The sequence below is a fragment of the Maribacter chungangensis genome (assembly GCF_042676845.1).
Classification (GTDB): Bacteria; Bacteroidota; Bacteroidia; order Flavobacteriales; family Flavobacteriaceae; genus Maribacter; species Maribacter chungangensis.
The window spans coordinates 518,389-544,808 of sequence record NZ_JBHTHY010000006.1; the positions used below are offsets into that span (position 1 = coordinate 518,389).

The 26,420-nt window shown below is 36.5% G+C and carries 32 protein-coding genes and 1 tRNA gene; 13 read left to right on the forward strand and 20 right to left on the reverse strand.

Annotation, left to right across the window (positions count from 1 at the left end):
* The first annotated feature begins 55 nt into the window (after positions 1-55).
* The 7 genes from ACFQZJ_RS10325 (at position 56) to ACFQZJ_RS10355 (ending at position 4,529) form a co-directional block, all read left to right on the forward strand.
* Complete coding sequence (locus tag ACFQZJ_RS10325; protein WP_379934364.1) at positions 56-1,483, forward strand: amidohydrolase; 1,428 nt, start codon at positions 56-58, stop codon at positions 1,481-1,483.
* Positions 1,484-1,504: 21 nt separating this feature from the next.
* On the forward strand, positions 1,505-1,675 hold the full coding sequence (locus tag ACFQZJ_RS10330) for a Lacal_2735 family protein (RefSeq protein ID WP_379934366.1): 171 nt from the start codon (positions 1,505-1,507) through the stop codon (positions 1,673-1,675).
* A 15-nt stretch (positions 1,676-1,690) separates the two neighbouring features.
* On the forward strand, positions 1,691-2,137 hold the full coding sequence (locus tag ACFQZJ_RS10335; RefSeq protein WP_379934368.1) for a VOC family protein: 447 nt from the start codon (positions 1,691-1,693) through the stop codon (positions 2,135-2,137).
* Between the two features lie 10 nt (positions 2,138-2,147).
* Complete coding sequence (locus ACFQZJ_RS10340; protein ID WP_379934370.1) at positions 2,148-3,140, forward strand: pirin family protein; 993 nt, start codon at positions 2,148-2,150, stop codon at positions 3,138-3,140.
* On the forward strand, positions 3,137-3,517 hold the full coding sequence (locus tag ACFQZJ_RS10345) for an alkyl hydroperoxide reductase (RefSeq protein WP_379934372.1): 381 nt from the start codon (positions 3,137-3,139) through the stop codon (positions 3,515-3,517). The genes ACFQZJ_RS10340 and ACFQZJ_RS10345 overlap by 4 nt, the downstream gene beginning before the upstream one ends.
* A gap of 117 nt (positions 3,518-3,634) precedes the next feature.
* Positions 3,635-4,003 carry a DoxX family protein gene (locus ACFQZJ_RS10350; protein ID WP_379934374.1) on the forward strand — a complete coding sequence of 123 codons (369 nt, stop codon included), beginning with the start codon at positions 3,635-3,637 and terminating at the stop codon, positions 4,001-4,003.
* 103 nt (positions 4,004-4,106) lie between these two features.
* The gene (locus ACFQZJ_RS10355) at positions 4,107-4,529 is read left to right on the forward strand and encodes a hypothetical protein (protein ID WP_379934376.1); all 423 of its coding nucleotides are present in this window, start codon (positions 4,107-4,109) and stop codon (positions 4,527-4,529) included.
* Here ACFQZJ_RS10355 and murA read toward each other — a convergent pair.
* The 3 genes from murA to ACFQZJ_RS10370 form a co-directional block, all read right to left on the reverse strand.
* On the reverse strand, positions 4,516-5,823 hold the full coding sequence (gene murA, locus ACFQZJ_RS10360; RefSeq protein WP_379934378.1) for a UDP-N-acetylglucosamine 1-carboxyvinyltransferase: 1,308 nt from the start codon (positions 5,821-5,823) through the stop codon (positions 4,516-4,518). The genes ACFQZJ_RS10355 and murA overlap by 14 nt on opposite strands.
* Before the next feature lie 16 nt (positions 5,824-5,839).
* Positions 5,840-6,496 carry a DUF4290 domain-containing protein gene (locus ACFQZJ_RS10365; protein ID WP_379934380.1) on the reverse strand — a complete coding sequence of 219 codons (657 nt, stop codon included), beginning with the start codon at positions 6,494-6,496 and terminating at the stop codon, positions 5,840-5,842.
* Between the two features lie 83 nt (positions 6,497-6,579).
* Positions 6,580-6,867 (reverse strand): DUF493 family protein, encoded by a 288-nt coding sequence (locus ACFQZJ_RS10370; protein WP_379934382.1) that lies wholly within the window; start codon positions 6,865-6,867, stop codon positions 6,580-6,582.
* Between the two features lie 90 nt (positions 6,868-6,957).
* Here ACFQZJ_RS10370 and ACFQZJ_RS10375 point away from each other — a divergent pair, with 90 nt between their 5' ends.
* The 5 genes from ACFQZJ_RS10375 to ACFQZJ_RS10395 all read left to right on the forward strand — a co-directional run bounded on the left by ACFQZJ_RS10375 (position 6,958) and on the right by ACFQZJ_RS10395 (position 11,493).
* On the forward strand, positions 6,958-7,515 hold the full coding sequence (locus ACFQZJ_RS10375) for an AAA family ATPase (RefSeq protein ID WP_379934384.1): 558 nt from the start codon (positions 6,958-6,960) through the stop codon (positions 7,513-7,515).
* Between the two features lie 4 nt (positions 7,516-7,519).
* The gene (locus tag ACFQZJ_RS10380) at positions 7,520-9,415 is read left to right on the forward strand and encodes a RecQ family ATP-dependent DNA helicase (RefSeq protein ID WP_379934385.1); all 1,896 of its coding nucleotides are present in this window, start codon (positions 7,520-7,522) and stop codon (positions 9,413-9,415) included.
* 6 nt (positions 9,416-9,421) lie between these two features.
* Complete coding sequence (gene fmt / locus ACFQZJ_RS10385) at positions 9,422-10,369, forward strand: methionyl-tRNA formyltransferase (RefSeq protein WP_379934387.1); 948 nt, start codon at positions 9,422-9,424, stop codon at positions 10,367-10,369.
* 177 nt (positions 10,370-10,546) lie between these two features.
* Positions 10,547-10,819, forward strand: coding sequence for an HU family DNA-binding protein (locus ACFQZJ_RS10390; protein WP_379934389.1), 273 nt, complete (start codon positions 10,547-10,549; stop codon positions 10,817-10,819).
* 113 nt (positions 10,820-10,932) lie between these two features.
* Entirely contained in the window at positions 10,933-11,493 is a 561-nt protein-coding gene (locus ACFQZJ_RS10395; RefSeq protein WP_379934390.1) for a YqgE/AlgH family protein, read from the forward strand.
* Here ACFQZJ_RS10395 and ACFQZJ_RS10400 read toward each other — a convergent pair.
* Both ACFQZJ_RS10400 and ACFQZJ_RS10405 read right to left on the reverse strand, forming a co-directional pair.
* Positions 11,490-12,335 carry an aminotransferase class IV gene (locus tag ACFQZJ_RS10400; protein ID WP_379934391.1) on the reverse strand — a complete coding sequence of 282 codons (846 nt, stop codon included), beginning with the start codon at positions 12,333-12,335 and terminating at the stop codon, positions 11,490-11,492. The two genes, ACFQZJ_RS10395 and ACFQZJ_RS10400, sit on opposite strands and share 4 nt — an antisense overlap.
* A 52-nt stretch (positions 12,336-12,387) precedes the next feature.
* Complete coding sequence (locus ACFQZJ_RS10405) at positions 12,388-12,771, reverse strand: START-like domain-containing protein (protein WP_379934392.1); 384 nt, start codon at positions 12,769-12,771, stop codon at positions 12,388-12,390.
* A 224-nt stretch (positions 12,772-12,995) separates the two neighbouring features.
* Between ACFQZJ_RS10405 and ACFQZJ_RS10410 the strand changes: the two genes are divergently transcribed.
* A tRNA-Met gene (locus tag ACFQZJ_RS10410) sits at positions 12,996-13,069 on the forward strand.
* 508 nt (positions 13,070-13,577) lie between these two features.
* Here ACFQZJ_RS10410 and ACFQZJ_RS10415 read toward each other — a convergent pair.
* The 15 genes from ACFQZJ_RS10415 to ACFQZJ_RS10485 form a co-directional block, all read right to left on the reverse strand.
* Positions 13,578-13,934, reverse strand: coding sequence for a cupin domain-containing protein (locus ACFQZJ_RS10415; protein ID WP_054557928.1), 357 nt, complete (start codon positions 13,932-13,934; stop codon positions 13,578-13,580).
* Positions 13,935-14,135: 201 nt separating this feature from the next.
* Positions 14,136-15,047, reverse strand: coding sequence for a hypothetical protein (locus tag ACFQZJ_RS10420; RefSeq protein ID WP_054557929.1), 912 nt, complete (start codon positions 15,045-15,047; stop codon positions 14,136-14,138).
* 1 nt (position 15,048) lies between these two features.
* Positions 15,049-15,819 carry a type 1 glutamine amidotransferase domain-containing protein gene (locus ACFQZJ_RS10425; RefSeq protein ID WP_241240860.1) on the reverse strand — a complete coding sequence of 257 codons (771 nt, stop codon included), beginning with the start codon at positions 15,817-15,819 and terminating at the stop codon, positions 15,049-15,051.
* Between the two features lie 129 nt (positions 15,820-15,948).
* Entirely contained in the window at positions 15,949-16,173 is a 225-nt protein-coding gene (locus ACFQZJ_RS10430; RefSeq protein WP_241240861.1) for a hypothetical protein, read from the reverse strand.
* Positions 16,174-16,285: 112 nt separating this feature from the next.
* Positions 16,286-17,236, reverse strand: a complete 951-nt coding sequence (locus ACFQZJ_RS10435) for an alpha/beta fold hydrolase (protein ID WP_054557930.1) — start codon at positions 17,234-17,236, stop codon at positions 16,286-16,288.
* Between the two features lies 1 nt (position 17,237).
* Positions 17,238-18,098, reverse strand: a complete 861-nt coding sequence (locus ACFQZJ_RS10440; protein WP_054557931.1) for an alpha/beta fold hydrolase — start codon at positions 18,096-18,098, stop codon at positions 17,238-17,240.
* A 302-nt stretch (positions 18,099-18,400) separates the two neighbouring features.
* Positions 18,401-19,834, reverse strand: coding sequence for an amidohydrolase family protein (locus ACFQZJ_RS10445; RefSeq protein ID WP_054558033.1), 1,434 nt, complete (start codon positions 19,832-19,834; stop codon positions 18,401-18,403).
* Positions 19,835-20,004: 170 nt separating this feature from the next.
* Positions 20,005-20,937: an NAD(P)-dependent alcohol dehydrogenase gene (locus ACFQZJ_RS10450; RefSeq protein ID WP_054557932.1), complete on the reverse strand. Its 933-nt coding sequence runs from the start codon at positions 20,935-20,937 to the stop codon at positions 20,005-20,007.
* A gap of 85 nt (positions 20,938-21,022) precedes the next feature.
* Entirely contained in the window at positions 21,023-21,928 is a 906-nt protein-coding gene (locus ACFQZJ_RS10455) for a PD40 domain-containing protein (protein WP_054557933.1), read from the reverse strand.
* Positions 21,929-21,956: 28 nt separating this feature from the next.
* Positions 21,957-22,526 (reverse strand): hypothetical protein, encoded by a 570-nt coding sequence (locus tag ACFQZJ_RS10460; RefSeq protein WP_054557934.1) that lies wholly within the window; start codon positions 22,524-22,526, stop codon positions 21,957-21,959.
* Between the two features lie 226 nt (positions 22,527-22,752).
* The gene (gene trpS / locus ACFQZJ_RS10465; protein WP_054557935.1) at positions 22,753-23,814 is read right to left on the reverse strand and encodes a tryptophan--tRNA ligase; all 1,062 of its coding nucleotides are present in this window, start codon (positions 23,812-23,814) and stop codon (positions 22,753-22,755) included.
* 62 nt (positions 23,815-23,876) lie between these two features.
* On the reverse strand, positions 23,877-24,554 hold the full coding sequence (locus ACFQZJ_RS10470) for a hypothetical protein (RefSeq protein WP_054557936.1): 678 nt from the start codon (positions 24,552-24,554) through the stop codon (positions 23,877-23,879).
* Positions 24,555-24,619: 65 nt separating this feature from the next.
* Positions 24,620-25,240: a hypothetical protein gene (locus tag ACFQZJ_RS10475; RefSeq protein WP_241240862.1), complete on the reverse strand. Its 621-nt coding sequence runs from the start codon at positions 25,238-25,240 to the stop codon at positions 24,620-24,622.
* 96 nt (positions 25,241-25,336) lie between these two features.
* The gene (locus ACFQZJ_RS10480; RefSeq protein ID WP_164674148.1) at positions 25,337-25,498 is read right to left on the reverse strand and encodes a hypothetical protein; all 162 of its coding nucleotides are present in this window, start codon (positions 25,496-25,498) and stop codon (positions 25,337-25,339) included.
* Positions 25,499-25,881: 383 nt separating this feature from the next.
* Entirely contained in the window at positions 25,882-26,406 is a 525-nt protein-coding gene (locus ACFQZJ_RS10485) for a GNAT family N-acetyltransferase (protein ID WP_054557939.1), read from the reverse strand.
* Positions 26,407-26,420 lie beyond the last annotated feature (14 nt).

The following is a 26,420-nucleotide window of genomic DNA, read 5'->3' on the forward strand; positions in this document are numbered from 1 at the left end:
TTTCATTATCTTTAGGGACCATAAAACATATCCAACCTTTAAACTTTGAATACGTATGAAAAAAGCAATTCTCACATCGTTCTTATTCGTTTTTTGCCTTTCTGTGTCGGGACAAAAATTAACGAATAACAAAAAAGCACTGATCGCTTCGGTAGAAAAGCACAAGTCCGAACTTATAAAAATAAGTGACTCGATCTGGGCCTTGGCCGAAACGGCTTTTGAAGAAACGGGATCAGCCGAAATATTGGCCAACTATGCAGAGTTAAATGGATTGACCGTTACGCGCGGTGTCGCTGATATTCCTACCGCATTTACGGCAACCTTTGGCAGTGGTTCCCCCGTGATAAGTGTTCTTGGCGAGTTCGACGCCCTACCGGGTATTTCGCAAAAAGCCTCTCCGGTAAAAGAAGCCCTTAATGAAGGTGCTGCCGGTCATGGTTGCGGACACAATCTCTTTGGTGCTGCCAGTTTAGGAGCGGCCATAGCGATAAAAGAACTCATGGAAGCAGGGAAAATCAAAGGCACGGTGAAGTTCTTGGGAACTCCGGCAGAAGAAAAATACTTTGCAAAAGTATGGATGGTAAAAGCAGGGCTTTGGGACGATGTAGATGTTAACGTAAGTTGGCACCCGTCTTCCGGAATTGAGGCCGATGTACAATCCGGACTTTCCCTCATCGATTTTATCGTAGAATTTCATGGTCAGGCTGCTCATGCGTCCGGTGACCCATGGAACGGTCGCAGTGCATCGGATGCCTTGGAACTATATACAACGGGTATCAACTACTACAGGGAGCATATCTTACCCACTTCCAGAATACACTATCATATACAGGATGGCGGACAAGTGGTAAACGTAGTTCCCGATTATGCCAAGCTATGGGTGCGGGTACGCGACCCCAAACGGAATATCATGTTACCTACTTATGAACGTGTTAAGGAAATGGCAGAAGGTGCCGCGATCATGGCAGATGTAGACTATAAGATTTCTTTGGTCTCCGGCATTTACGAAACCTTGGTCAACCGTGCAGGTGGCGAAATCATGCAAAACAATTTAGAGCTTTTAGGCCCTATTTCTTATACGGAAGAAGAAACGGCTTTTGGCAAGGCGATTCAAAAAGCAACAGGAAAACCGGAGGTGGGTATGGACAGTAAGATATATCCCCTAAAGGAAACCGAAAAAAATCCCGGCGGTGGATCAACCGATGTAGGCGATGTAAGTTGGAATGTTCCCAACATAAACCTAGGGGTTACCGTGGCTCCAAAAGATACGCCCTGGCACTCATGGGCGGTAGTTGCCTGCGGCGGAATGTCCATTGGACATAAGGGATTGGTCTATGCCTCCAAAGCAATGTCCATGACTATGTTGGACTTGTTCGAAAATCCAAAAATGGTACAAAAGGTAAAAGAAGAATTTAAAACGCGAAAAGGTGATGTTGTTTATGAGCCTATGACAGAAGGTCCGCCACCGATCAACCAAAATTAATTTCAAAAAAAAAGAATTGCTATGTTCGGATTATTTAAGAAGAAAACTGAAAAAGAAAAATTAGAGGAGAAATACAAAAAACTCATGAAAGAGGCTTTTGACCTTTCTAAGATCAATCGTTCCGCTAGTGACGGAAAGTATGAAGAGGCGGATAAAATCCAAAAACAGATAGACGCCTTGGACACGAAGTAAAACAAAACAATACGTATGAAAAAACTGTATTTACTAGGTTTCATGTGTTTCATTTCCGTAGTGGGAACAGGACAAACGTTCGATTTTAAAATTGACCATTTTGCCCTAGTGGTAGAAGATGTTGATAAAAGCGCCGAGTTTTACGGTAATATTCTAAAGTTGACTGAAACGCCGCATCCCGACAAAAAACCTGGTTTTCGTTGGTTTATCGTCGATGGTAGTTCTCAAATACACTTAATTCAAAAAGAATTTGCGCCTTTTGAAAAAAATAAATCCATGCACCTGTGCTTGGCAACCCAAGACTTAGAAGGCGTAATAGCGCACTTGGAGAAAAATAAGATTGCCTATTCGGACTGGCCAGGAAAAAAAAACGCTGTTACGTTAAGAACCGATGGCGTTCGCCAAATCTACATACAGGACCCGGATGGATACTGGGTAGAGATAAATACGGCGGTACATTAGCGATAAACCTATGATCAAAGAAGTTTTTAAATTAGGATTTCCATGGCAAACACAAGATCCATTTCTGTTTTGCGTTTACCATTTGGATAACTATCCCAAAGGAAAAGAGGACATGACTCCAAATGCAGATTTGGAAGGCCGAAATTTGGGGAATGATTTCACCTTAAAAGATGGATGGCGCATGTATCATGGCCAGAGCATTCCAGGTTTTCCTGCACACCCACATCGGGGTTTTGAAACCATTACCATAGTCAACAAGGGTTTTTGTGACCATTCGGACTCCCTAGGAGCCGCCGGTAGGTTTGGGGAAGGCGATGTGCAATGGATGACCGCAGGCAACGGGGTACAGCACAGCGAAATGTTTCCCTTGCTGAACACCGACAAAGACAATCCCTTAGAGTTGTTTCAGATATGGCTAAACCTACCCAAGGCCAAAAAATTTGTTGCACCGCATTTTAAAATGCTTTGGCATGAGGATATTCCCGTGGTCGGGATACAAAGTGCAAACATAAAAATAATCGCTGGTACCTATGCCGCCGAAAGCGCCCCGGAACCGGCACCCGATAGTTGGGCGGCCGAACCGGAAAATCAGGTTGCAATATGGAATATACATATTGATGCCGGTGGTGTATGTACTATTCCCAGAACAGCAAAAGAAGTACAAAGCACCTTATATTTTTATGAGGGCGATACCATACAGATCGATGGAACCACCATAGTCCCGGATCATGGCATACAATTGGCTTCCGAGAAAGAAACTAAGATAACGGCAGGAAGTTCCAAAGCACACTTGCTATTGTTACGGGGAAAACCCATAAATGAACCCGTTGTCAAATACGGTCCTTTTGTTATGAACACAGAAAAGGAGATAGAAGATGCGATGTCCGAGTACCGATTAACCCAGTTTGGCGGCTGGCCATGGCGCTACCCAGATCATGTACACGAAAAAGAAAAGGGAAGGTTCGCAAAATATCCGGACGGAACACTTATTGAAAAAACATGAAATTAACACTTAAACTGGCGGCCATTTATAATATTCTCTGGGGAGCTTGGGTCGTGCTTTTTCCCAACCATTTTTTTGAGCTGGTAGGCATGGAGCCGTTGAACCACCCCATGGTGTGGCAAGGTATGGGTATGGTGATTGGCGTTTACGGCCTAGGCTACTGGTGGGCCTCTTACAATCCAATGCGGCATTGGCCCATAGTAGCTGTGGGCTTTTTGGGAAAAATATTTGGCCCCATCGGCTTTCTTTTCAATTATATCCAGGACGTGGTTCCCTTTGAATTTATCTATACTTTAATAACAAATGACTTTATTTGGTGGATCCCCTTTTTTCTTATTCTTAAAAAAGTACATCAGGAATATAAATGGAAACTATAAACGATGTCGGTTGATGCTATACGATTTGTGTACCAAATAGTGTGTTTGGTTACTAATCAAATGCGTTTATATTTACAGGTGCACAAACGAAACGCGGCAACTTAAAGCGTTTTTAGCATGACCAAAAAACTATTTCGACATCTATTCATAGGCTTCATGCTATTTGCAGGCATAAACCATTTCCTGAATCCCGATTTTTATTACCCTCTTATTCCACCATATTTACCCTTCCCTAAAACCTTAAATGTGGTGTCCGGACTTTTAGAAATTGGTCTTACACTGCTATTGTTCATACCTAGGTGGAGAACAATGGGCGTGTACGGAATAATTGTCCTATTTATTTTGTTTATTCCCTCACATCTGTACTTCATCCAAATAGATGCTTGCGTACCCGACGGTCTGTGTACCCCGGTTTGGGTGGCTTGGGTTAGACTGTTGGTCGTGCACCCGTTGTTGATACTGTGGGCATGGACAATAAAAGAATAAATTATAAAACTTTTGTAGTGTGATGCTATACTGTACTTTTGCTAACGTACATAGCTCCTTTCGATAAGCTTTTGCACCATCGTTTCAGGCTTAAAAGAATTAAATGACCCTCATCGCAAACCTTATTTTCGATACCGCTACCCTAGTGCTTATTTGGGCGGTTCAACTGGCCATCTACCCCGCCCTGACCTATTACGGCCATGAAAATTTACGAATTTGGCATCGTTCCTATACCAAAAGAATAACGCTGGTCGTGTTACCGTTAATGTTTGGACAGTTAGGTTTTACTGTACTTGCTGTACTTGGGGCTGCTTCGTTTATAGCGGTAACAAAGTTGGTACTTATTATTCTGGTTTGGATACTAACGTTTACGATTTTTGTTCCCCTACATAACCGCATAGAGGAATCAACGGCAATGGAAAGTCGGTCAATTGCTTCTAATCTCGTAAGTAAAAATTGGTGGAGGACACTGCTCTGGACTCTTGTTTTTATCCTAAGTGCGTACCAAATATTTATACACGGGTAATGTTCGCACCAATGGCGCGCAATCGCTCATCGATGTTCTCGTAACCACGATCGATCTGCTCTATATTATGAATGGTGGACGTACCTTTGGCGGACAACGCAGCGATCAATAAGGAGACGCCCGCCCTAATATCGGGAGAGGTCATGGTAGTCGCTTTCAAACTGGATTTAAAATCGTGTCCCATTACCGCAGCTCTATGCGGATCACAAAGAATAATCTTTGCTCCCATATCCAAGAGTTTATCTACAAAGAACAAACGACTTTCGAACATTTTTTGATGGATAACGAGCTCTCCCCGTGCTTGTGTGGCAATTACAAGAATGATACTCAGTAAATCGGGAGTTAACCCTGGCCAAGGTGCATCTGCGATAGTAAGTATGGAACCATCGATATAGTTTTGAATTTCGTAGCCGTTGTTGTGCGCAGGAATGTAAATGTCATCGCCCTTCCGCTCTAGGGTAATCCCTAACTTTCTGAAGGTCGTGGGAATCTGTCCCAAATCGTCCCAACTCACGTTTTTAATGGTCAGTTCGCTTTTGGTCATGGCCGCAAGACCGACCCAACTGCCAATTTCGATCATGTCGGGCAACATTCTGTGTTCGGTACCGCCCAAACGTTCTACGCCATCTATAACCAAAAGATTGGAACCTACTCCGGAGATTTTAGCCCCCATGCGGTTCAACATTTTACACAATTGCTGCAAATAAGGCTCGCAAGCTGCGTTATAAATTGTAGTTTGTCCTTCGGCAAGTACTGCAGCCATAACAATATTGGCCGTACCTGTGACAGAAGCCTCATCCAAGAGCATATAACAACCCTTTAGTTTTTTAGCTTCTACACCATAAAAATATTCTTCTTTGTTGTATCTGAATTTGGCACCAAGTTTAATGAAACCCTCAAAATGGGTGTCCAACCTTCTGCGCCCTATTTTATCGCCCCCCGGTTTAGGAATATATCCCTTTCCAAAACGGGCCAGCAGCGGTCCTACCAACATTATGGAACCTCTTAAACCTCTACCATCTTGTTTAAACTGATCGCTTTGTAGGTAATCCAAGTTAATATCGTCCGCTTTAAAGGTATAGGAACCTTTTCCTTTTTTCTGGATTTTAACGCCTAGATCCTCTAAAAGCGAAATAAGTTTATTGACATCTATAATGTCCGGAATGTTCGTTATCGCAACCTTTTCCTGCGTTAGTAATACCGCGCATAAAATTTGTAAAGCTTCGTTTTTGGCTCCTTGAGGTGTAATTTCACCGGATAGCGGATGACCACCTTCTATCTTGAATGTTCCCATCTAAATGTGTAGACGATTAATAGCGTTTTTTACCGCGATTACTATTTCTTTGATTGTTTTTGTTGTTACTGCCGCTCTTCTGTGATTTTGCAATCCTGTTCTTTAAGAATTGGCCACTGTCGGTAAGACTCTCGCCTTTGGCAGCAAGATCTATTTGTCCATCACTAAGTTCAAATAAGTGTTTAAATATGGTAGAATCGTCAACAACATCCTTGTTCCAGTTTAAATAGCACTTTTTCATGTGATTTGCGATCGCATATTCCAGACCGGAACGCTTGTCCCCTTTCTCCCACTCTACTGCAACATCGATCATACGTTTGATATTGTTACCGTAAAACCGATATTTTGGAAAATTTTGTGGATATTCCAAAGGATCAGGACGTTTTTGTAATATTTCTTTGGATGTAATGGGAAAAGGAGATTCTACATCCAATTTAAAATCGGACATGATAAATAACTGATCCCATAACTTATGCTGAAAATCTGGAACATCACGCAAGTGGGGTTGTAAATTTCCCATTACGCTAATAATGGCATTGGCCACATTATTTCTTTCTACTGGATCCTTTATCGAAACCGCATGATCTACCATTTTTTGAAAATGACGACCATATTCCGGTATAATCAACTGTGGGCGCTCTGTGTTGTACTCGAGGTTTTCTACTAATTGCAAATTGGATTTTTTTTCTTAAAACTGTATGAAGAAGTATTCTTATAACGACCGCAAAATAATAAAATTATAGCTTAAATACTATTTTATAGCGATATTACGCCTTCTAATGCTCCTACTTCTTTATATTTTTTTATGACTTCATCCGGATTCTGAAGGTTAACAGTAACCGAAACGCTGGTATACTTACCTTTCTTGGATTTTTTGGATGTAATCACGGCGCCTGTATGGTCAAATATTTTATGTATGTCCTTTATGTTGTCCGAGTCGGACATTACAATAAATTTATACAGGTAATTAGAAGGCCAAACGGTGGTCTGTGCCAACTGTTCCTTTAAACGCTTATAAAACTCCTCTGGACTAGTTTCTGCCATTGGTTCCTATTTTTTTTGCAAAGATAAGTGGAAACATCTGGTTTTTTACCATCCTAAGTTTACCTATTTTTGTTTATCTAAAACAGCACAATGAGCGTTAAACGAATAGTAATAACAGGTGCTCCGGGAACAGGAAAAACGTCCATTATAAAAACCTTGGAAACTTCTGGTTTTTATTGCTTTCATGAGTTTATCCGCAGTATGACCCTCGATGCCAAAAACGAAATGCATCCAGATAATGTAGGGACAAACCCAATTGCATTTGTTAGCGATTCAAAAAAGTTCAATCTACAGCTGTTAGAAGGAAGACAAAAACAATACGAGGCCGCAGAAGACCAAAACGAAGCCCTTTTTTTTTATGACCGCGGCATGCCCGACGTAATCGCCTATATGGATTATTTTGACCAAACGTATGGAGAAGACTTTTTTAATGTCTGTAAAAAACATAGTTACGATGCCGTATTTTTGCTTCCGCCGTGGAAGTCGATTTATGTTCAGGACAATGAAAGATTAGAAACCTTTGCACAGGCAACGGAAATCCATGAACACTTAAAACACACCTACACTGCACTGGGCTATGACGTAAAGGAAGTGCCCTTTGGAACAGTGCCTCAGAGAATTGCTTTTATAACGAACCATGTAAATTAGCCACGTGAACAATACACCCAATGAAATTCTTGAAAAGTATTGGGGCTTTACATCCTTTAAAGATTCGCAGGAACAGATTATCAATGCCGCTTTAGAAGGTAGGGACGTCCTGGCCCTTTTACCCACAGGTGGCGGCAAGTCTATTTGTTTCCAGGTTCCGTCAATGGTACAGGACGGCATTTGTATTGTGGTTTCGCCATTGATCGCATTGATTCAAAATCAGGTTTCCAATCTTAAAAAACTGGGAATTAAAGCGGTAGGCCTAACAGGTTCCATGCCGTTTGAAGAACTAAGTAATGAATTGGACAATTGTATATATGGCGGATACAAATTCCTATACATTTCTCCGGAGCGGCTAGATCAAGAACTCGTTCAAGATCGCATTAAGCAAATGAACGTAAATTTATTGGTTATAGACGAGGCACATTGCATTTCGCAATGGGGCCATGACTTTAGGCCCGCCTATCTCAAGTGTTCGGTATTGAGGGAACTACATCCTACCGTTCCATTTATGGCCCTTACGGCAACAGCGACCGCAAAGGTTGCCGAAGACATTGTTACGACCTTGGACCTTATCGCCCCGCTAATCCAGAAAGACTCGTTCTCAAGAAAAAATATAGCTTTTAAAGTACGTAAAGAGGAGGATAAACAGTATTGGCTAAAAACTTATTGCAACAAACTAGAGACCAGTGGTATCGTGTATGTAAGAACACGAAGGTTGGCCGAAGAAGTTGCCGCCCATCTTAACAGTTGTAACATTACAGCTACGTTTTACCATGGCGGTATAACAGAAAGGGAGAAGAAGAAAAAGTTGGAGCAATGGTTGGAAAATCGAACTAAAATAATGGTGGCGACCAATGCATTTGGAATGGGTATAGACAAACCGGATGTTGCCTTGGTAGTTCATTATCAAATTCCGGATTGTTTGGAAAATTACTATCAGGAAGCCGGAAGAGCCGGAAGGGACGGTGCACCGGCAGCAGCGATACTTATTACGAACAAAACAGACCAAGCACAGGTAAAAAAACAGTTTCTAGATATTTTGCCCGAAGTCCAGTATGTGAAATTAGTATATAACAAGCTAAACAATTATTTACAAATTGCTTACGGAGAAGGTTCAGGTAATACCTACAGGTTAAACTTTAACCAGTTCTGTGCAACCTATAGTTTAAATTCCTTGCTAACGTATAATGTACTGCGCATACTGGATAGAAATTCGGTTCTTGCACTATCCACCGCCTTTGCGCGAAAGGTAACCGTTCATTTCAAGGCAGAAAAAGATACCCTTTTTGATTATATAGAAAGGCACCCGAGCTTATCCGATCTGGTCAAGATTATCTTAAGAACCTACGGTGGTATTTTTGAATTTGAAACACTGATAAATACCTTGCTTTTAGCAAAAAAATTGAACACGGATGAAAACACGGTCATAAAAGGGTTGGAGAAATTGGCATCGGAGGATATTATCGATTTTAAAGGATCCCATAGCGACCTGGAACTTACGTTTCTAGTACCTCGGGAGGATGACAGCACCATAAACCTATTTGCCAAAACAGTGAAAGACCAAAACAAGCTAAAGCAAGAGCAGGTTGCGAAAATGTTGGCCTACACCAATAACGATAGTATATGTAGGAGCCAGCAGTTACTTACTTATTTTGGGGAACTAGGTTCACCTCCTTGCGGAATTTGCGATGTATGTACCGTCGTGCAGAATTTAGACCCCTCAACAACTACCATAAAACAGCAAATTTTGGTGCTATTGACTACAAATCCACACAACTCGAGAAGATTACAGCAGGCATTAGGTTCGGAAAGCACTAACGTTTTAATAGCTTTGCAAGAGCTACTCGAAGAGCGTAAAATTAAGCTCGACAATAAAAATCAGTACTATATATCTTAGGGAATTATGACAGACTTACGAATCGTATTTATGGGAACACCGGATTTCGCCGTAGGGATCCTAGACGCACTTTGTAAAAAAGGATACACAATAGCGGGTGTTATCACTGCTCCGGACAGACCCGCAGGGAGAGGAAGAAAATTAAACCAGTCTGCCGTTAAAACCTACGCCTTGGCCCATGGCTTAAAAATACTACAACCAACAAACCTAAAACATCCCGAATTCCTCGAGCAATTAAAGGAGTTAAACGCCAATCTACAAATAGTGGTAGCCTTTCGGATGCTTCCCAAGGTCGTTTGGCAGCTTCCAGCCCTGGGTACCTTTAACTTACATGCTTCCTTACTTCCGCAGTACCGGGGAGCCGCCCCTATCAATTGGGCCATCATGAACGGTGAGACCAAGACGGGTACCACCACGTTCTTTATCGATGAAAAAATAGATACCGGTGCCATTATCCTACAAGACGAACTCGCCATATCTCCAAGTGAAGATGCTGGAACCTTACATGACCGTCTAATGCACTTAGGAGCAAAAACGGTATTAAAGACCGTAAAACGGATCGAAGAAGGAAACCTTAGTACGTACTTACAAGTAGATTCCGCTGATTTAAAGTTGGCACATAAACTAGATAGGGAGACATGCAGAATAGATTGGACCCTTCCTATGGAAACTATATACAACCACATACGCGGTCTAAGTCCGTACCCGGCCGCTTGGAGCACTCTTATTATGAACAACGACAAGCTCGTAGTGAAAATATACAAGGTTGAAGTTGAAAAAATTGCTCATAACATACAGCCCGGAAAACTAATCTTTGATAAAAAAGAGATACGGGTTGCGGTTGCCGGAGGTTATATAAAGTTATTAGAAATTCAGCTTCAGGGCAAAAGAAGAATGACAACGGAAGCGGTATTGAACGGACTCAGTTTACCCGAAAATGCTGTTTTTGGGTAAAGCCCCTGTATTATAGGGCTGCGGGATTCGTAAAAAAAGCCCTACGTTATCAACAAACCTCCCGAGTTATCAACAAAATAAGGGATTTACAGCGGTTTTCCTTGTGTTGGTCGTAAATCCATATAAATTTGTTTCACTATATAAAGTTAGTTTAACAATTATTAATTTAATCACATTATGAACAAAACAGAATTGATCGATGCAATGGCGGCAGACGCTGGCATCACAAAAGCAGCGGCCAAGAAGTCTTTAGAGTCTTTTTTAGGAAATGTTGAAGGTTCTTTGAAAAAAGGGGACAGAGTTTCTCTAGTTGGTTTCGGATCTTGGTCCGTGTCAAAAAGAAATGCAAGAGAAGGTAGAAATCCATCCACTGGAAAGACTATCCAAATTGCAGCTAAGAATGTTGTTAAGTTTAAAGCTGGTGCCGATCTAGGCAATGCTGTAAACTAAATTGATACAGTTATTAGATTCGAAAAGCGCTTTTTAAGCGCTTTTTTTTGTAACTTGATTTTTGAAGTTTAATAAGAATTGTCTTATTTTAGACTTTTATAGCCTATTGAATAATGCTCCAAATAGAACCTGAAAAAGGAAAATTACTTATTGCGGAACCATCCCTTACCGGTGATGTTTCATTTAATAGATCTGTGGTATTGCTTGCGGAGCATAATAACGAGGGTTCTGTTGGCTTTATTTTGAACAAGCCATTGGAATACCAGATTAATGACCTTGTCACTGAAATTCTGATTCCTTTTCAAGTCTATAATGGTGGGCCCGTGGAACAGGATAACCTTTACTTTATACATAAAGTACCCCATTTAATTGAAAATAGCATAGAAATTTCCGATGGCATTTATTGGGGTGGCGATTTTGAAAAAACTATCTCCCTTATAAATCGGCAAGTAATCTCGGAAGACGACATCCGTTTCTTTTTGGGTTATTCCGGTTGGTCTTCCCTTCAGCTTGACGAAGAACTTTCTTCCAAATCCTGGATCGTGGTTACCAATGAATACGAGAGCCAAATCATTAAAAAATCTTCCGATGCCTTTTGGAAAGAAAAAATGATGGAACTTGGCGGCGACTATATGCTATGGTCCAATGCACCAGAAAATCCTAGCCTAAACTAAACTGTTAGGCGTGCAACCGCGTTCAATTTGCCTACGAGGTCCTTACTGGTGGTGTTTTTATATATCTTTTTACGGTATTTGTAGACTGGAATAATACCACTTATAGTATTGGTAATGAACATCTCGTCGGCTTTTTGCAGTTCAAAAGGCGAAATAGACTCCTCCCTTACTTCGTAGACCGTTGACTTGGTTGAAATTTCAATTATTTTTTTCCTAAGAACACCATTCAAACACCCGTCATTTAAAGGTGGGGTTTTTATTGTTTTTCCCGTCACCAAGAACAAGTTACCGTTCAGTGCCTCTACAATCATTTTATCACCATTGATAAGTAGGCAATTTTGAAAATCGTTCTCTTTGGCAAAAACACTTCCAACAACGTTCAAAAGTCGATTATTGGACTTTAAATTGGATAGCATATCCTTATTAACATAAAAATCCTTGAACAGTTCAACCTCATAAGGAGCATCGGAAATGGTATAGAACGGATGTTCCAATTCCTGTACTTCAACACAATAAGAGACTCGGTTGGTTTTCGGCAAATATAGTCCGCCATCGTTCCTGAACACTGTAAATCGAACACGGTAGGGCTTATTCTGGGCATTTGCCGAAAGTGTCTTTAATATTTCGGACGCTAAAAACTCCATTGTAAACTCCATAGGAATTTCCATTCTAAGAATACGCATAGAAGACATTAACCTTAGGTAATGTTCCTCCAGGAAATAGATACGTCCATTGACAACGCGGATGGCTTCAAAAAGTGAATCCCCATACCTAAGCCCCCGGTTAGAGTTATTCAAAAAGTGTGCATCGGTTTCTAGTAACGTACCATTAAAATTTACCATAAAAAAAGCCTTATAAAAATAAGGCTCAAAGATACTGTAAATACCTAATAATCTATTTGGAACCCAATACTTGTTTTAGGTCGGAAACCTGATTGGCCCATAACATTTTCGACTCTTCCACTTCATCATCCTCTGCAAAATCGGTAATGAACAAGGATACATCTTTTGTTATTTCATCAACGATAATTTTCATTTCAAAATAGGAATCATCATCATTTTCTTCCCATGCAAAACGAACGAACTCATCTGTTTTGCGCTTCAATAAAAGAGCCTCCTCCTCTGAGCCGTCCCAGATAAAAATAAACTTTTCACCCCTAGAGTTTACATTGTCCGCAAACCACTCCGATAATCCCGAAGGCGTGGCCAAATACTGATAAAGCATTTGAGGCGACGATTGTATCACAAACTCAATTTCAAATTTTATTTTGTCATTCATTTTTCACATCTTAATAAAGCCCAATATATATATTTATAAATGATAAAAAAACTAAATATGAGTATTATTTTTTCAGCTACTATTGCAGTTGATCCTAAAATAAACTTTATATTTGCACCCGTTTTAAAATACTAATTAAATTAAAAACAACGCTTGTAATCGAGTATTGTGCGGGCAAATTTGCTTTGCCAGTTGAAAGAACCAGTATTGAAAAACGAATATACGGCGAGGTAGCTCAGTTGGTTAGAGCGTCGGATTCATAACCCGGAGGCCGAGGGTTCAAGTCCCTCTCTCGCTACAACTAATCCGTTGAAATTGAATGATTTACATTCAGTATCAACGGATTTTTTTTTGAAGCTCACGGTATACGGTAGCGTATGCGGTTACTAATTAAATCATATAAAATACTGTTATTCTGTACTTTAAAAATCTAAAACCGTCGGGTTTATAATATTTAAGCTAAATCTAAATTTACTATTATTTACTATTCTGTAAATGAGGAAGGGGTTAAGCGTCTTTTTAGTACCAAATAGTCACCCAAACGTAAACACTTTATGTGATATTAGTGATATCAAATGGGTTCCTTAAACACAAAAAGGCAATGATTCCAAAAAAATCCAACCCTTTAATGATTGGATTTTCTCGGTCGGGGTGGCAGAATTGCAACTTTTCATTATAATTAATTATATATCAATCATTTATACAGAATCCTAATTTTATCTGCTTCTTTAGGTTGTGTATAAGCGAATGCTACAATCAACAACAATAGCAGACTTAAACACCTTTTTTTATAGTTCATTATCATACTAGATTTGATTTTTAATAGGCTTAGTAATTTCATTAACAACCTCTCCTGTATGCAATGTTGATTTATTTTCAATAAGCATTATATGGCATTCGTTTTTAGAACTTACCTTATGACTGATTCCCTTTTTCACAATAAACAAGTCTCCCTTTTTCATGGTAAACGGTTCTTGATTTTCTATTTCAAACAGAAGCGCTCCTTTGATAATAAGAAATAATTCATCTTCATTTTTATGATGATGCCAAGGAACTTTATTACCCTGTATTTTCACCAGTTTTATAAAAACATCATTTACTTCACCAATTATTTTTGGAGCATAGTAGTCATTAATGGTGTTTAGTTGTTCGGTTATATTCATCTCAAAATTTGATTATAATAATAGTACTCTATTCTTTGATTATCATGAATATCCACAAGCTCAATATCAGATAGTAAAATCCCGAAATAAATAGGGTGCCAATAATTTTACTTATGTCTACTATAATGAAATATTGTTCTATTGCATTTTATAGTAAGCCCGCAAATTAAATAGATTGTATCTCAAAGTTTTATGGCGTTTTTAATTGCAATCAGCATTTAGCTCTTGATAATCTGATTTAGAAATCTGTGGTATACTTTGTCCATCAAGAACTTTAATGCATGACAGATTTGGATTTCTATCTACTTTTAAATCAATAAGGTTTTGATTAAAACTCACGTTTAACCTATCCAGTGAATTACTGGTGATATAAAGATGCGTTAAATCATTATTTTCTAAGAGATTAATAGTTTGCAGCTCATTATCAGAAACCAGTAATGTTTCTAACTTTTTATTTGAAATCACCTCTAAACTTTGCAATTTATTTGATGTTAAAAGTAGGTTTTTTAGATTTGGATCTGAACTAATGTCGAGTGAATACAAATCATTATTACTCATATGTAAAACCTCTAACGACTCGCTAGAAATACTAAAAGTTTCAAAATAATTCCAAGACAAATCCAAGTCTTTTAATTCACCTAATTCTGATAATCCAACTACTGAATTCATTTCATTAGCAGTCAAATCAAGTAAAACTAGTTTACTGTTGTTGCTAATATCAATACTTAACAATTTATTACCCGCAAGATTTAACGTATCCAAATTTAAATTATCACTTAAATCAATTTGTGCTATATCATGCTGGGTGGCAATTAATTTCCTTAAACTAGTGAAGCCTTCTATTCCTGTTAAATCAGTAATAGCTCCATAATCTAGATTGCTTAAATCAAGGGTAGCTATTCCTTCAGCATCACTGCTTAGCATTTGCTGATTTATAATACCATCAGAATCTACACCTGTTTTTATAAGTATCGCTTCAAAACTTGAATCGGGTATGCTTACATAAGCACGATTAAAACCTGCAATATTATCACCATTTGAGCATGAAACTGTACTACCCATCAATACTATTATGCAAAAATATGTTAGTGAAATTTGGTTGGCTTTTTTCATTTTATTGACTGATTTCTCGATTATTTAAATTTTCGATTATTTTTAATGCTACATCTTTAGATGATAAATAATTTTGACCTGTAATTACATTTCCTTGTACCTCTACATGTACCGAGTTTCTAGGAGAATATTTAAATATTCCACCTCTTTCTTCTATGGTCTTTTGAATTAAAAAAGGGAATTGCTTAAAATATTCGGCACCCTCTTTTTCATAAGCTTCTGGGTATCCACTAATTATTTTATTATTTACCAAGTACTTCCCATCTTTTGTTTTTAAATCAACAATACCAGCCGTTCCATGACATACTGAAGAGACAATACCATTATATTCTTCAAAAATGGTCATTGTTATTTTTTGAATTTCTTTATTCTTAGGCACATCATACATTGCACTTCCACCTCCGATATAATGAACCGCTTTATAATCTTTTGCAATAATTTCTTTAGGCTTTTTGGTGTGTTTTAAAGCATACATAAAGTATTCACTGTAAAGCAGTTTTTTTTGGAGTGCGTCAGATGTATTAATATAAGCTAGTGGAATACTACCTCCATATGGACTAACGAAGTCCACAGTAAACCCTTCCTTTTTAAACGTATCATAAGCATTAACAATTTCAGAGAAGCTATTACCCGTTGGAAGTTTAGATGTTCCATGGAATGAGGCATTGGATACTATAAATAATATTTTATCACCATTTTGGTTACTTTTTTCACTGCTAGCAGTTTTGCTAATAATTTTCCACTCGTTTTCAATTTTTTTTAAAAGAAACAAATCAATGTATCTTAAACCACTCTTAGGGATAATAATTTCTGCTTTTGCAGTAGCAACACCTTCAAAGTTGTCAATCGATAAAATGTTACCTATTCTTCCCGTAAATTCTCCTTCTTTTTTATTTTTATATCAACTTGCATATTCTTTGACAGGAACGGTCCAAAGTGTTTTGTTACTTTTTTCTAAATACAGGTTTGCATTGGTATAAAATGCTTTTTCAATAAGTGCAGATTTATTGTAAGAAGTACCATTTATATAATTTAAAAGCGTGTTTTCTATTTTAGATACTTCCGTTTGTGCAAAAACTGAAGCGTTTAACATTAGGAATCCGATGAATAAAAGAAAATGTTTCATACGTATTTTTAGTATTGTTAATTAAATGGATTCAAAAATTAAGGCTTGTCTATAGTCTCAAACAAATTCTGCTCCTTCTCTATAAAATACCATTCTTGTTTCCATTTCTTTTTTAACCATTAAATTTTGCCAACCATTTTAAAATCGATTCATTTGTTTCATGTGGTAACTCTTGTTGAATGTGATGGCCACACTCTAGACAAATCACATCCAGATTCGGAACAAAATCCTGTAGCCTTTCAAATTTTGGAATCATATCTAGATTACCATAGATCATAAGTGTAGGCTGTTTGATGATTGGGTCTATATCTGCTAATACGTGCCAGTTTCGGTCAAGGTTTCTATACCAATTAATAGCGCCATTAAACCCAGAATTTTTAAAGGCCGTTACAAATACAGACAAATCAACGTCGTTCATAATAGGCTCACCAAAAGGCTTTTCCGCTTTTGCAAGATTCATCATTAACATTCCTGGTTCTGGTGGTGCAAGAGGCACATTCTTACGAAATAAATTACGAAGAAAGTTTTCTGCATGATTCTCTAACACAGCATCTGCTACTCCTGGTTTTTTATTAAAATGAACAAAATAGAAATCTTCACCAAAAATCTCTTCCATAAACTGAATCCATGGTTTTTCACCTCGTTCTTGATAAGGTAATGCAAGATTTAGTATTTTATTGACACGCTCTGGATGCAAGAGTGCAAGGTTCCAAACTACATTTGCGCCCCAATCATGCCCCACAAAAACAGCATCTCTGTAGTTGTAATAATCAAGTAAGGCCACTAAATCATCTGTTAAATGGGTTATATCATATGCCGTTACTTCTTTAGGGCGCGATGAATTGCCATATCCTCTTTGATTTGGAACAATGACATGATAACCAGCTTTAGCAAGCGCTGGTATTTGATAACGCCAAGAAAAGGCATGTTCGGGAAAGCCATGACAGAGTACAATTGGATTGCCAATATTTTCTTTACCCGCTTCAAATACTTCTAACTCAATTCCATTTATTGAAATTATATTGGATTTGGGAAATTTTAAAGATTTAATTTCTTGTATCATTTCAGTGCCTGTTTTTATCAATAATTAAATCTTCTATTTTTTTAAAATCCTTTGAATTTGGTACGTGTTTAGCATCTTCAATCAAAACAACTTCTTCTATAGAAGAAAATATTCGTTTTGCTCTTTTAATCATTTTTTTTCCGGGAAACATGATATCCTTTTCACAGGCAAAAATGGTAATCGGTGTTTTTATTCTATTTGCATCATTTTTAGATAGTATTGGTAAAGGAGAAAAATCCATATTGCAGTGTTGAAACGTAGAAGACATAAACTCTAATGCAAAATCATCGTATTCAGAAAAAAGTACGTTCATTACCTTTTTAATGTGCTTTTGATTGTTAGTTTTTATAAACTTTTTTAATGGTAGGAACATTTTAAACAAACCTACAAGAGGATTACCATTAACAATATAGACTGGTGCAATTAAGAATACCTGTTTTATAGTCGTTTCATTAAACACTAGTGCTTTTAAGCTAATGAAACCTCCAAAGGAAAAGCCTACCAGGGTCACGTCTTTCAGTCTTAGTTTTATGATTACTTCAATAAGCCATTTTCCATAATCTAAAGATTTCATGTCTAATCGATTCTCTGCACTTTTATTGGGTTGTGCTAACACATCTACTGCATAGACACAATATTTTGAAGCTAGATTGGGGAAAGAATCTAAAATTTGTGGTGCACAACCTCCTGTGCCGTGAATCAGTACTAATGGAGGGTTTTTAGTGTCGCCAGTAATGATAACATTAGTGACTCCAAACTTTGTTTCTATAAATTTTTCTGAATATTCAATATTCAGCTCATTCAACTTTTGATTGTAAAGGGATAAGATTTTTTCTTTTCCTTCTTTTGATTTGAAAAACATGTACTGTTCGTTTTTTGATTGATGATTATGATTGATGATTATGATTGATGTATTTTGAATGTTATGACGAGCGATGATAGGTATTTGTTACACTTTAATTTTTATTATTAATAGCTCAATTTTTGTTTCTACAAATATCTATCAAGAAGCAATATGCTTCTAACCACTTATGAAGCCTTATGTATAAAGTTTGATGATAGATTGAAAATTATGACGCAGTTCTATAAATTATGATGCAAACAAGCCTTTCTATTAAATCTTATTTTAATTTTTCTGATTTCATATACATTTTTACCAGTAGTTTATTTTTCAATGATTAGGTTTTCCAAATACCTCAGAGCAGTAGCTATTAAATTCTTTCGATTTTTTGCCTTTTCATTAAAAGAATCCAAAGTCGCTCTGTCCAATTTTCGCCCCTTCACAAAAACATAGGTGGGTTTTTTAAGCGAAGACAACTTAAAAAGCGGGTTTTCATCCACTAATAACAAATTAGCAATCTTGCCCTCTTCAATAGTTCCAAGTTGATTCATCATTGAATGCGTTCGAGAAGCATTGACAGTAGCTGTTTTCAACACTTCATAATTAGAAAGGCCAGCTTCTTTGTAAAAGGCCAGTTCTGTATGAATTGAAAACCCTGGAAGCGTAACTCCAATACCACCATCAGTGCCACAAATTATAGGTACTCCAGCTTCATGCAGTTTATTAACGATGTTCATGTGAAAATCATGCTGTTTTTTTATCCGCTCAACGGTCGTAGGATCTTCTTGCTTGGCATTATACCAACGCTCAAATTGTCTTTTGCTATCATCCATTTTAATGAGTGGATTCATATACTTCAATGATTCTGAATCTAAAATGTCATCATCCATCATCATTTGATAAATATTATGAAACACCGTAAGTGTAGGACTATAACTTGTATGTTTAGACGCGGAAATAGAATCAATAACAGCCTGAAGCTTAAGGGTATCTAAATCAAACTGCAAAGGTTGCTGCACAATTTCTTCAGCATGTTCAATGGATTTGATTTGTGGGTTTAAATGATATGAAAATGGTACTTTTTGAGAAGGGTGAGCAACAATGTCCATTTCAGAAATCTTGGCTTGTTCAATCACTGCATCAAAAACTTCCTTATCCAATCCATAATACGTTTTGATGAAATCGTAACCTCTGTCTTTATATTCTACAACCTTGTCTTTAGCTTCACTCGGATTACTTAGATTTAAATTGTCATCACCAATGAATTCAGAGCCTGTTAGTTTTGGTCCTGTTGTAAAAAACGATGGTGAAAAAATATTTTCTTCCATTACATCTTCTTTAATTCTTAAATGCATTGGCATACCCCAAAGATTTCTAACTGCTGTTACACCGTTGGATAGGTAGAGTCCGAGTTCATATCTATCCCACACATGCACATGCATATCTATAAGTCCTGGTGTTAGGTATTTGTTCTTTGCATTAATAATTTCAATCCCTTTGACCTCAATAGTGTCTGCAATCTTTTCAATAACTCCTTTTTTTATATACACCATTTTATCAACTAAAACAGTGTCCTGATTCATTGGGATGACATTGACTTTTTTTATCAGGTAAGAATTATTAGATGCAGTTTCATTCTTATTAATCTCAAGGTAATTTGTTCCTGATGAATCAACCCAAAGTGTAATGATTCCTATTAGCACAAGCAGGCCAATGAGAGCGAATACAATTTTTAAAAGTCGTTTTACTATTTTCATTTGGTTAAATATAAACATCAGATTATATCAGTCAGAAATAAGTGGTAGTTGTGGTTATATTTTTTCTTTTCCTTCTTTTGATTTGACAAAAATACACTGTTCGTTTTTTGATGCTTCGACTGGGCTCAGCACGAGTTGATGATTTATAAATTGGGAAAATCCATAGCGAGCTAAATAGTGATGACCACATTTCCTCTTTTATGACCCATCTCCACATATTTATGAGCTTCGGCCATTTTTTCTAAAGAATATACTCTATCAATAACAGGTCTTAGTTTCTCTTGTTCTGCTAACCTTTTTAAATTAAAAAAAGCTTCTTTTGGTGTTAATGGAGTGCCATGATCTATGGATATGTATTTGCCATTCAAAGCCAATACTTTTTTGCTCTTTTCTTTTAGTATCGATGATTTTGAGTTGCCTACGGCATCAATCACATATTTATACCTTTCCAATTGTTTTTCAGCATTTTCTATCGTGTAGTCAATCACCTTATCACTTCCTAAAGAAGTTACTAATTCGAAGTTTCTACCACTACAAACACTAGTGACATGAGCACCCAAATGCTTCGCCAATTGAATGACCATTGTGCCTATACTTCCTGACGCTCCATAAATTAAAACATTGTCGCCCTTGTTTATGCTCGTCTTTTTTAATAAATGAGTAGCAAGCAAGCCACCATAAGGTATCGCTGCAGCTTCCTCAAAACTAAGATTTACAGGTTTTAGGGCTAGATTCCAATCTTCTGGTAAACAAATATATTCTGCATAAGAACCAAAACGAAGTTTGGTAGGCGAGATTGAACCATACGCAAAAACCTCATCCCCAATTTCGAACAATGTTACATCTTTACCTTTACGCTCAACAATACCAGCTGTTACCATCCCCAATACAGGGTTTCTTGGACGGCCAAAACCAAATATGAGTTGGAGTATAAGTTTAGGAATGAAAGGTTCATTCATTCTCCGAATTAGAACATCGCTTGTGGTAACTGAAGTTGCATGTATCTTTATTAGTACTTCATTAGCTTTTGGTGATGGTTTTTTTACATGACTTAGCACCAGATTATCTACCTCCCCATATTTTAGACATTCTATTGCTTTCATAATTGTTTTTGTTGATAGCAAAGTTGGTTAAAATGTGGGGTACAAAAGTTCGCATTTTGAAATTGGAACAAACCTTTCCTTTTCATTATTCCTTTTTAAGAGCATAGATAACTTTTGCATCTACCCAAAAAACATCTACATTTTCAAAATCGTCTGATCCAACATTTCTACTAAAGAAAAGGTACTTGCCATCTGGCGTTATACTTGCTGAAGCTTCCCAGGCGTTGGTGTTTATTTTATCTCCCAAATTAATTCCATTACCCCAAGTACCATCTTTTTGTTTAAAACTGATGTAAATATCTGAATCTCCATAACCATCTTCTCTTTGAGCATCAAATAACAAATACGATTCATCTGGTGCTATAAAAGGATGGCTCAAAAAGGTTCCTTTATTTATTGCTTTGGGTAAGGCCTTGGGCTCTTCATGTTTACCGTTAATTAAACGCGAATAGCGAATTGGAAACGTTGAATCATTCTCTTTATAGGTGTCAAAATAGTACGTCCCATTTGAAGATGATGAGAGGCGCATAATATACATAGAATCATTACTTACAGTTGGAGGTTCTAGTTTTTGTAATTCTGACCATCCAGATTCCGTTCTTTTTAAATATCTGTCACCTAAATGCATGGTTTGTCCATCTGGGGATATTACCGGTCTTCCTATCCATGGAGATGCTATTTCAGATTTCTTCCATTCCCCATTAATTTCGCTGTATTTGTATTCGTAAAAAGCTGATTTTTTATTTTCTTCTCCTCTTCTAATAAAATAAAACGCTTTCATATCTGGGGTGAATGCACTATTGACTTCATACAAATCCGTAGACACAAGACCTGGAGCAAATGGTAAAGGTCTTAATCCTGGTGGTTTTTGTCCCAGATATGGGTTTTTAATGGTTGGTATATTATTATCTTTAGTTTTTTGTTTTTTTGCATCACAAGATTGCAAAGAAAGTATTCCAGCGATAAGTAGTGTTATGAAGGTCTTTTCCATTTTGATATTCAAATTATTATTGTTTTTGCTAAAACCTATATCCTATACGCAAGTGCATATTTAATTCCATTTCACTTTTGTTGTTTAAATAACCAGCACGTTTAGCAAATGTGTAACTAAATCCTGCACCAAGACCTGCTTCATAATTAAAGTGTTTACCTAAATTTCTTCTAATTCCCCAAGTGGGTATAATAGAAAAATCACTTACCACAGGAGCATCGTCAGTATTGAATAAGACAAACCAATCTGGATGATAACCCATTTTTAAAGCAATAAAGTTGCCACTATTCCCATCAATTCTTTTTGAGTTTTTTGAACGTTTTTCGAGGTTATAATAAAATCTTGGCTCCACAACTATTACAGGTGTTAGTAGAAATGGAGAATCATAATCATCATAATACGTAGATTCCCAAATACCAAAATCAAAACCAATCTCTGTTCTCAGTGCTAGGGTATTTGATAGTTTTGCTTCATTATATGCCCAGATTCCTAGAACTCCAGTTTGTAATCCGAATGTTGATTTTTCTACACTTGTGTTTTGAGCTTTGGCGATTAATGTTAGTCCGCACAAAGTCAAGGTAATTAAAGTTTTTTTCATGATGATGTTTTTTGATTAATGATGATTATTGATTGATTGATATTTGTATGAAGTTTACCTTCTTGAAAAAGTAGAATTAAGTAATGGTTTTAGTTATTTTGTTTTTTTGAAATGCTTCCGTTCGCTTTATTTGTTCTTCGAGATTCCATTCAAAATCAAATCTATTCTTTCAAAATAAAAAGATTGAATCGAGTCCGATTTCAGTTCTTTGCTGGATGTAGTGCTATTATATTTTCATATTCATTGCCTCAGTGACTTCACTCAACGTTCCAATAGCTGTTTCTCTCGCTTTACTTATACCTTTAAGCAAAATATCCCTGACATAATCTTTATTTTTTTCAAGCTCTATTCTTTTTTTTCTAATAGGCTCAAAATATGTGTTTATGGCTTCTTCTGTTAGCTGTTTAAGTTTTCCTGAACCTTGGTCGCCAATTTTATCAGCAATATCTGTTGGACTTTTATCTGAACATAAGGAAGCTAACTTAAGTAAGTTGGAAACCTCTGGTCTGTTTTCGGGGTCGTAAGATATGTAACGACTTGAATCAGTTTTGGCAGATTTTATTAGTTTTGCTGTTTCGTCAGCTGTTGACTTTATCATAATTGAATTGTTGCGACTTTTACTCATTTTTTGAATACCGTCTAACCCAAGAATAGTAGGGGTATCAGTAAAAAATGCAACTGGTTCTGTAAAAATATTTTTATTGAATTTGGTATTAAAGCGCTTTGCAATTTTCCGAGTTAATTCTATATGAGGTAATTGATCTTTTCCAACAGGAACCACATTACTTTTACAAAACAAAATGTCAGCAGCTTGATGAACTGGATAGATATACATTCCTGCATTAATATTACTCAGTCCTGAAGCAGTAATTTCTTCTTTAACAGTTGGATTTTTGTTTAATTCTGAACTGGAAACTAATGTCAGAAATGGAATAGTTAGTTGATTTAATTCAGGAATATGACTATGTGGAAAAATATGAGTTTTATAATTTTCAGGGTCTAATCCACAGGCTAAATAGTCCAAAGTTAGTTCATAGGTGAATTTTGAAATTTCATTAAAAACATTTCTATCTGTCAACACTTGATAATCAGCAATTAAAATATAAGTCTCAATTCCCAAGCTTTGTAATTTTAATCGGTTTATAATAGAGCCAAAATAGTGTCCAAGATGCAAATTACCTGTAGGTCTATCTCCCGTTAATACGCGGTACTTTTGAGGATTCTTATACAAATCATTTTCTAATAATTTACTTTGCTCTTTTGCTTTTTCAAAACTTTTATTTATCATTTAGCTTGTTTGAATGAAACCTAACAATTAGTTAGGAATAATTAAAAATTTTTGTTCGCATATTAACTTGATTCCTTGTGAGCAAACGATTTATGTGGTTTACGAATCATTGCTATTCCAATCCATACAAACCAAACAATCTGACTAATCCCAAAAATTTCTTTGAATACGACGAAAGGTAAAATGGTTAGAATGCCTGCAAGCGCAACAAGTAGGCCTAAAAAGTTCAATGGTTTTGAGAAAAACGAATATTTTAAAGCTGCTATACTTAAAAGTAATACCCAAATTGCTCCAACAATTTCATTTCCTCCACCAAGTCCTTCTGAAACAATACCAGTACTTGTCCAGATTGATATAGCTTTTTGTGGCTCCTCAATTCCAATTTTAATGACAGAATTAAGTCCAATATTTGCAATCATTCCACTGGCTATAACTAAGCCAACCCAGATTACTCCAAAAACAGAAGCGAGTATCGAAAAATTTGGCAAATTATCTTTTATTTTTTGGTGTATTGAAACAACTAATACAGCAAGTAAAATTCCAAATAAAACATAACTTATTAAGTTTGTTGTTGAAAGCATTACATAGTTTTCAGACAAGAAGTTTACTCTTTCAATATCCGTTGCGTCTGCCTTTGGATACGCTAATATTCCACCATAAACTATAAACGCTATGATGTAGATTAATCCAAGTGAAATTGAGCAAAATCCACCAAGTTTTTGTAATGTTTTTGTATTCATAATTATAAAAAGTTTCTTTTTAATAGGGTTGTGAATAGGGGATAACTCACTATTTATGTTAAAGCTTATAACCAGCTAAAGCCTAACCCTATATTAAAGATTACTGCATCTCTGTGTGCATCTCCTTCTAAAGACGCACGACCCAAAACTAGTTTTGACTGCACATTAAGTGCGAAGTTTTTCTTTTTGTAAATTTCGTAACCTGTACTTGCCATAACAGCGCAACCAAAATTCCAATCGTCATTTACATTGTCTTTAATATCATATAATGCTGGCGAATCTATTGCTAAACCAATTCCACCGTGAATCCACCAACGATCTTTTACCCAATATTGTAGCGATGGAATAAAACCTCCGAAATGCCTGTCATTATCCTGAAATTCATAAATATTTCCTGGCATTGCGGCAGTAATGGCTAGTTTTTCATTTAACATATAGCCCAACTTTAAATCTGGTAAAACAAACGTTCCTTGAGATGTGTCGAACGTTTGAATACCTTCACTATCTTCTAAACTGATTAGACCTCCACCTACTGAAAATTCAATAATAAAGCCATCTCGCTGTGTTGTTGTTGTTTCTGGATTTGCGTTTTGAGCGTATGTTATACTTGATACTAATGCAAAGGCTACGCAAGCCATTCTTGATACCATTTGTTTTTTGATTGTTTTCATTTTAATTGATTTCATGATTGTTCGCTTTTTGATTTTTTGATTTTTGTTTCTGATGTTACAAGCATTAATAGCTAATGCTTAAAAAAAAGTGGAATGTGTAATGAGTGATTTTTATTTTTTATGATTTTTTTTGGCACCATATTCTAATGCTGAACCTATGGCAATCCCTAAAACAAACCACAATTGCATATTTGAGGTCAAGTAACCAACTATAGCACCTAGTATAATCCCTATTCCTAATTTTAGACCCTTTCCACTTTTTTCAATTTTCATTTTTGTTATAATTATTAGATTTTTGATAAAATTAAATAGACTTTGCAACCAAAAAGTTCTACTTTAAAAACCAGAACCAAATCTTTTAATCAGCAAACAGCATTCTAATTAATTGATTTTGAATTTTTAGAATAACTGTTCCGATTTGATGGTACAAAGATGCGATGAACCTTGAAGCAACAGTAAACAGTTATGAAGCAAGAGTTAATAAGTTTAGCGCAGTACTATAAATTATGAGGCAAGACTATAAATTATGACGCATTTTTAAATATTACCAAAGAAAACAACAAGCGGTCTATTATTGTTAATAATTTATGAGGTAAAATTAATTGTCAACTTTAAAGAAAAGTTCTAGTTTAAAAATCAAAACTAATTTCAAGCCCCTAAAAGGATTTAAAAATTTTAGGGTGATTATTGGAAACAAACTTTTGGAAGCTTTCATTAGATATCGAGTTAGGGTACGTCATAACCAATAAATCAATTTTACGATCATCAATACTTGATGGGACCTTATATTCGTGTAAGTTTAACTTAAACCCAAGTCGCTCATAAAATCGAATTCTTCTATTATTGATTGAGCTATCTGGTAATTCAACCTCTAATAAAGTGGGATTAGAATTTCCCTTTATAAAATCTTCCAATATTTTGGCTCCATAACCTTTACTTCTTAGAGATTTTGTTACGGCAAAGTGATCTATGTATTGAAAATCTTCAAAATCCCACCACATAACGAAACCGATGAACACATTCTTTTCAATGAATACATCAAACTTGTAAATAGGGTTTTCCAGTAAACATGATTGTGCCTCCAATGTTCTTCTCTCATAAACTGGAAAGGCTTCTTCATAAAGCCCCCAAGCTGAAGCGAAGTAGTCATCATCAATATTATTTAAATTGAGTTGTATCATAAACTAAAAGGACA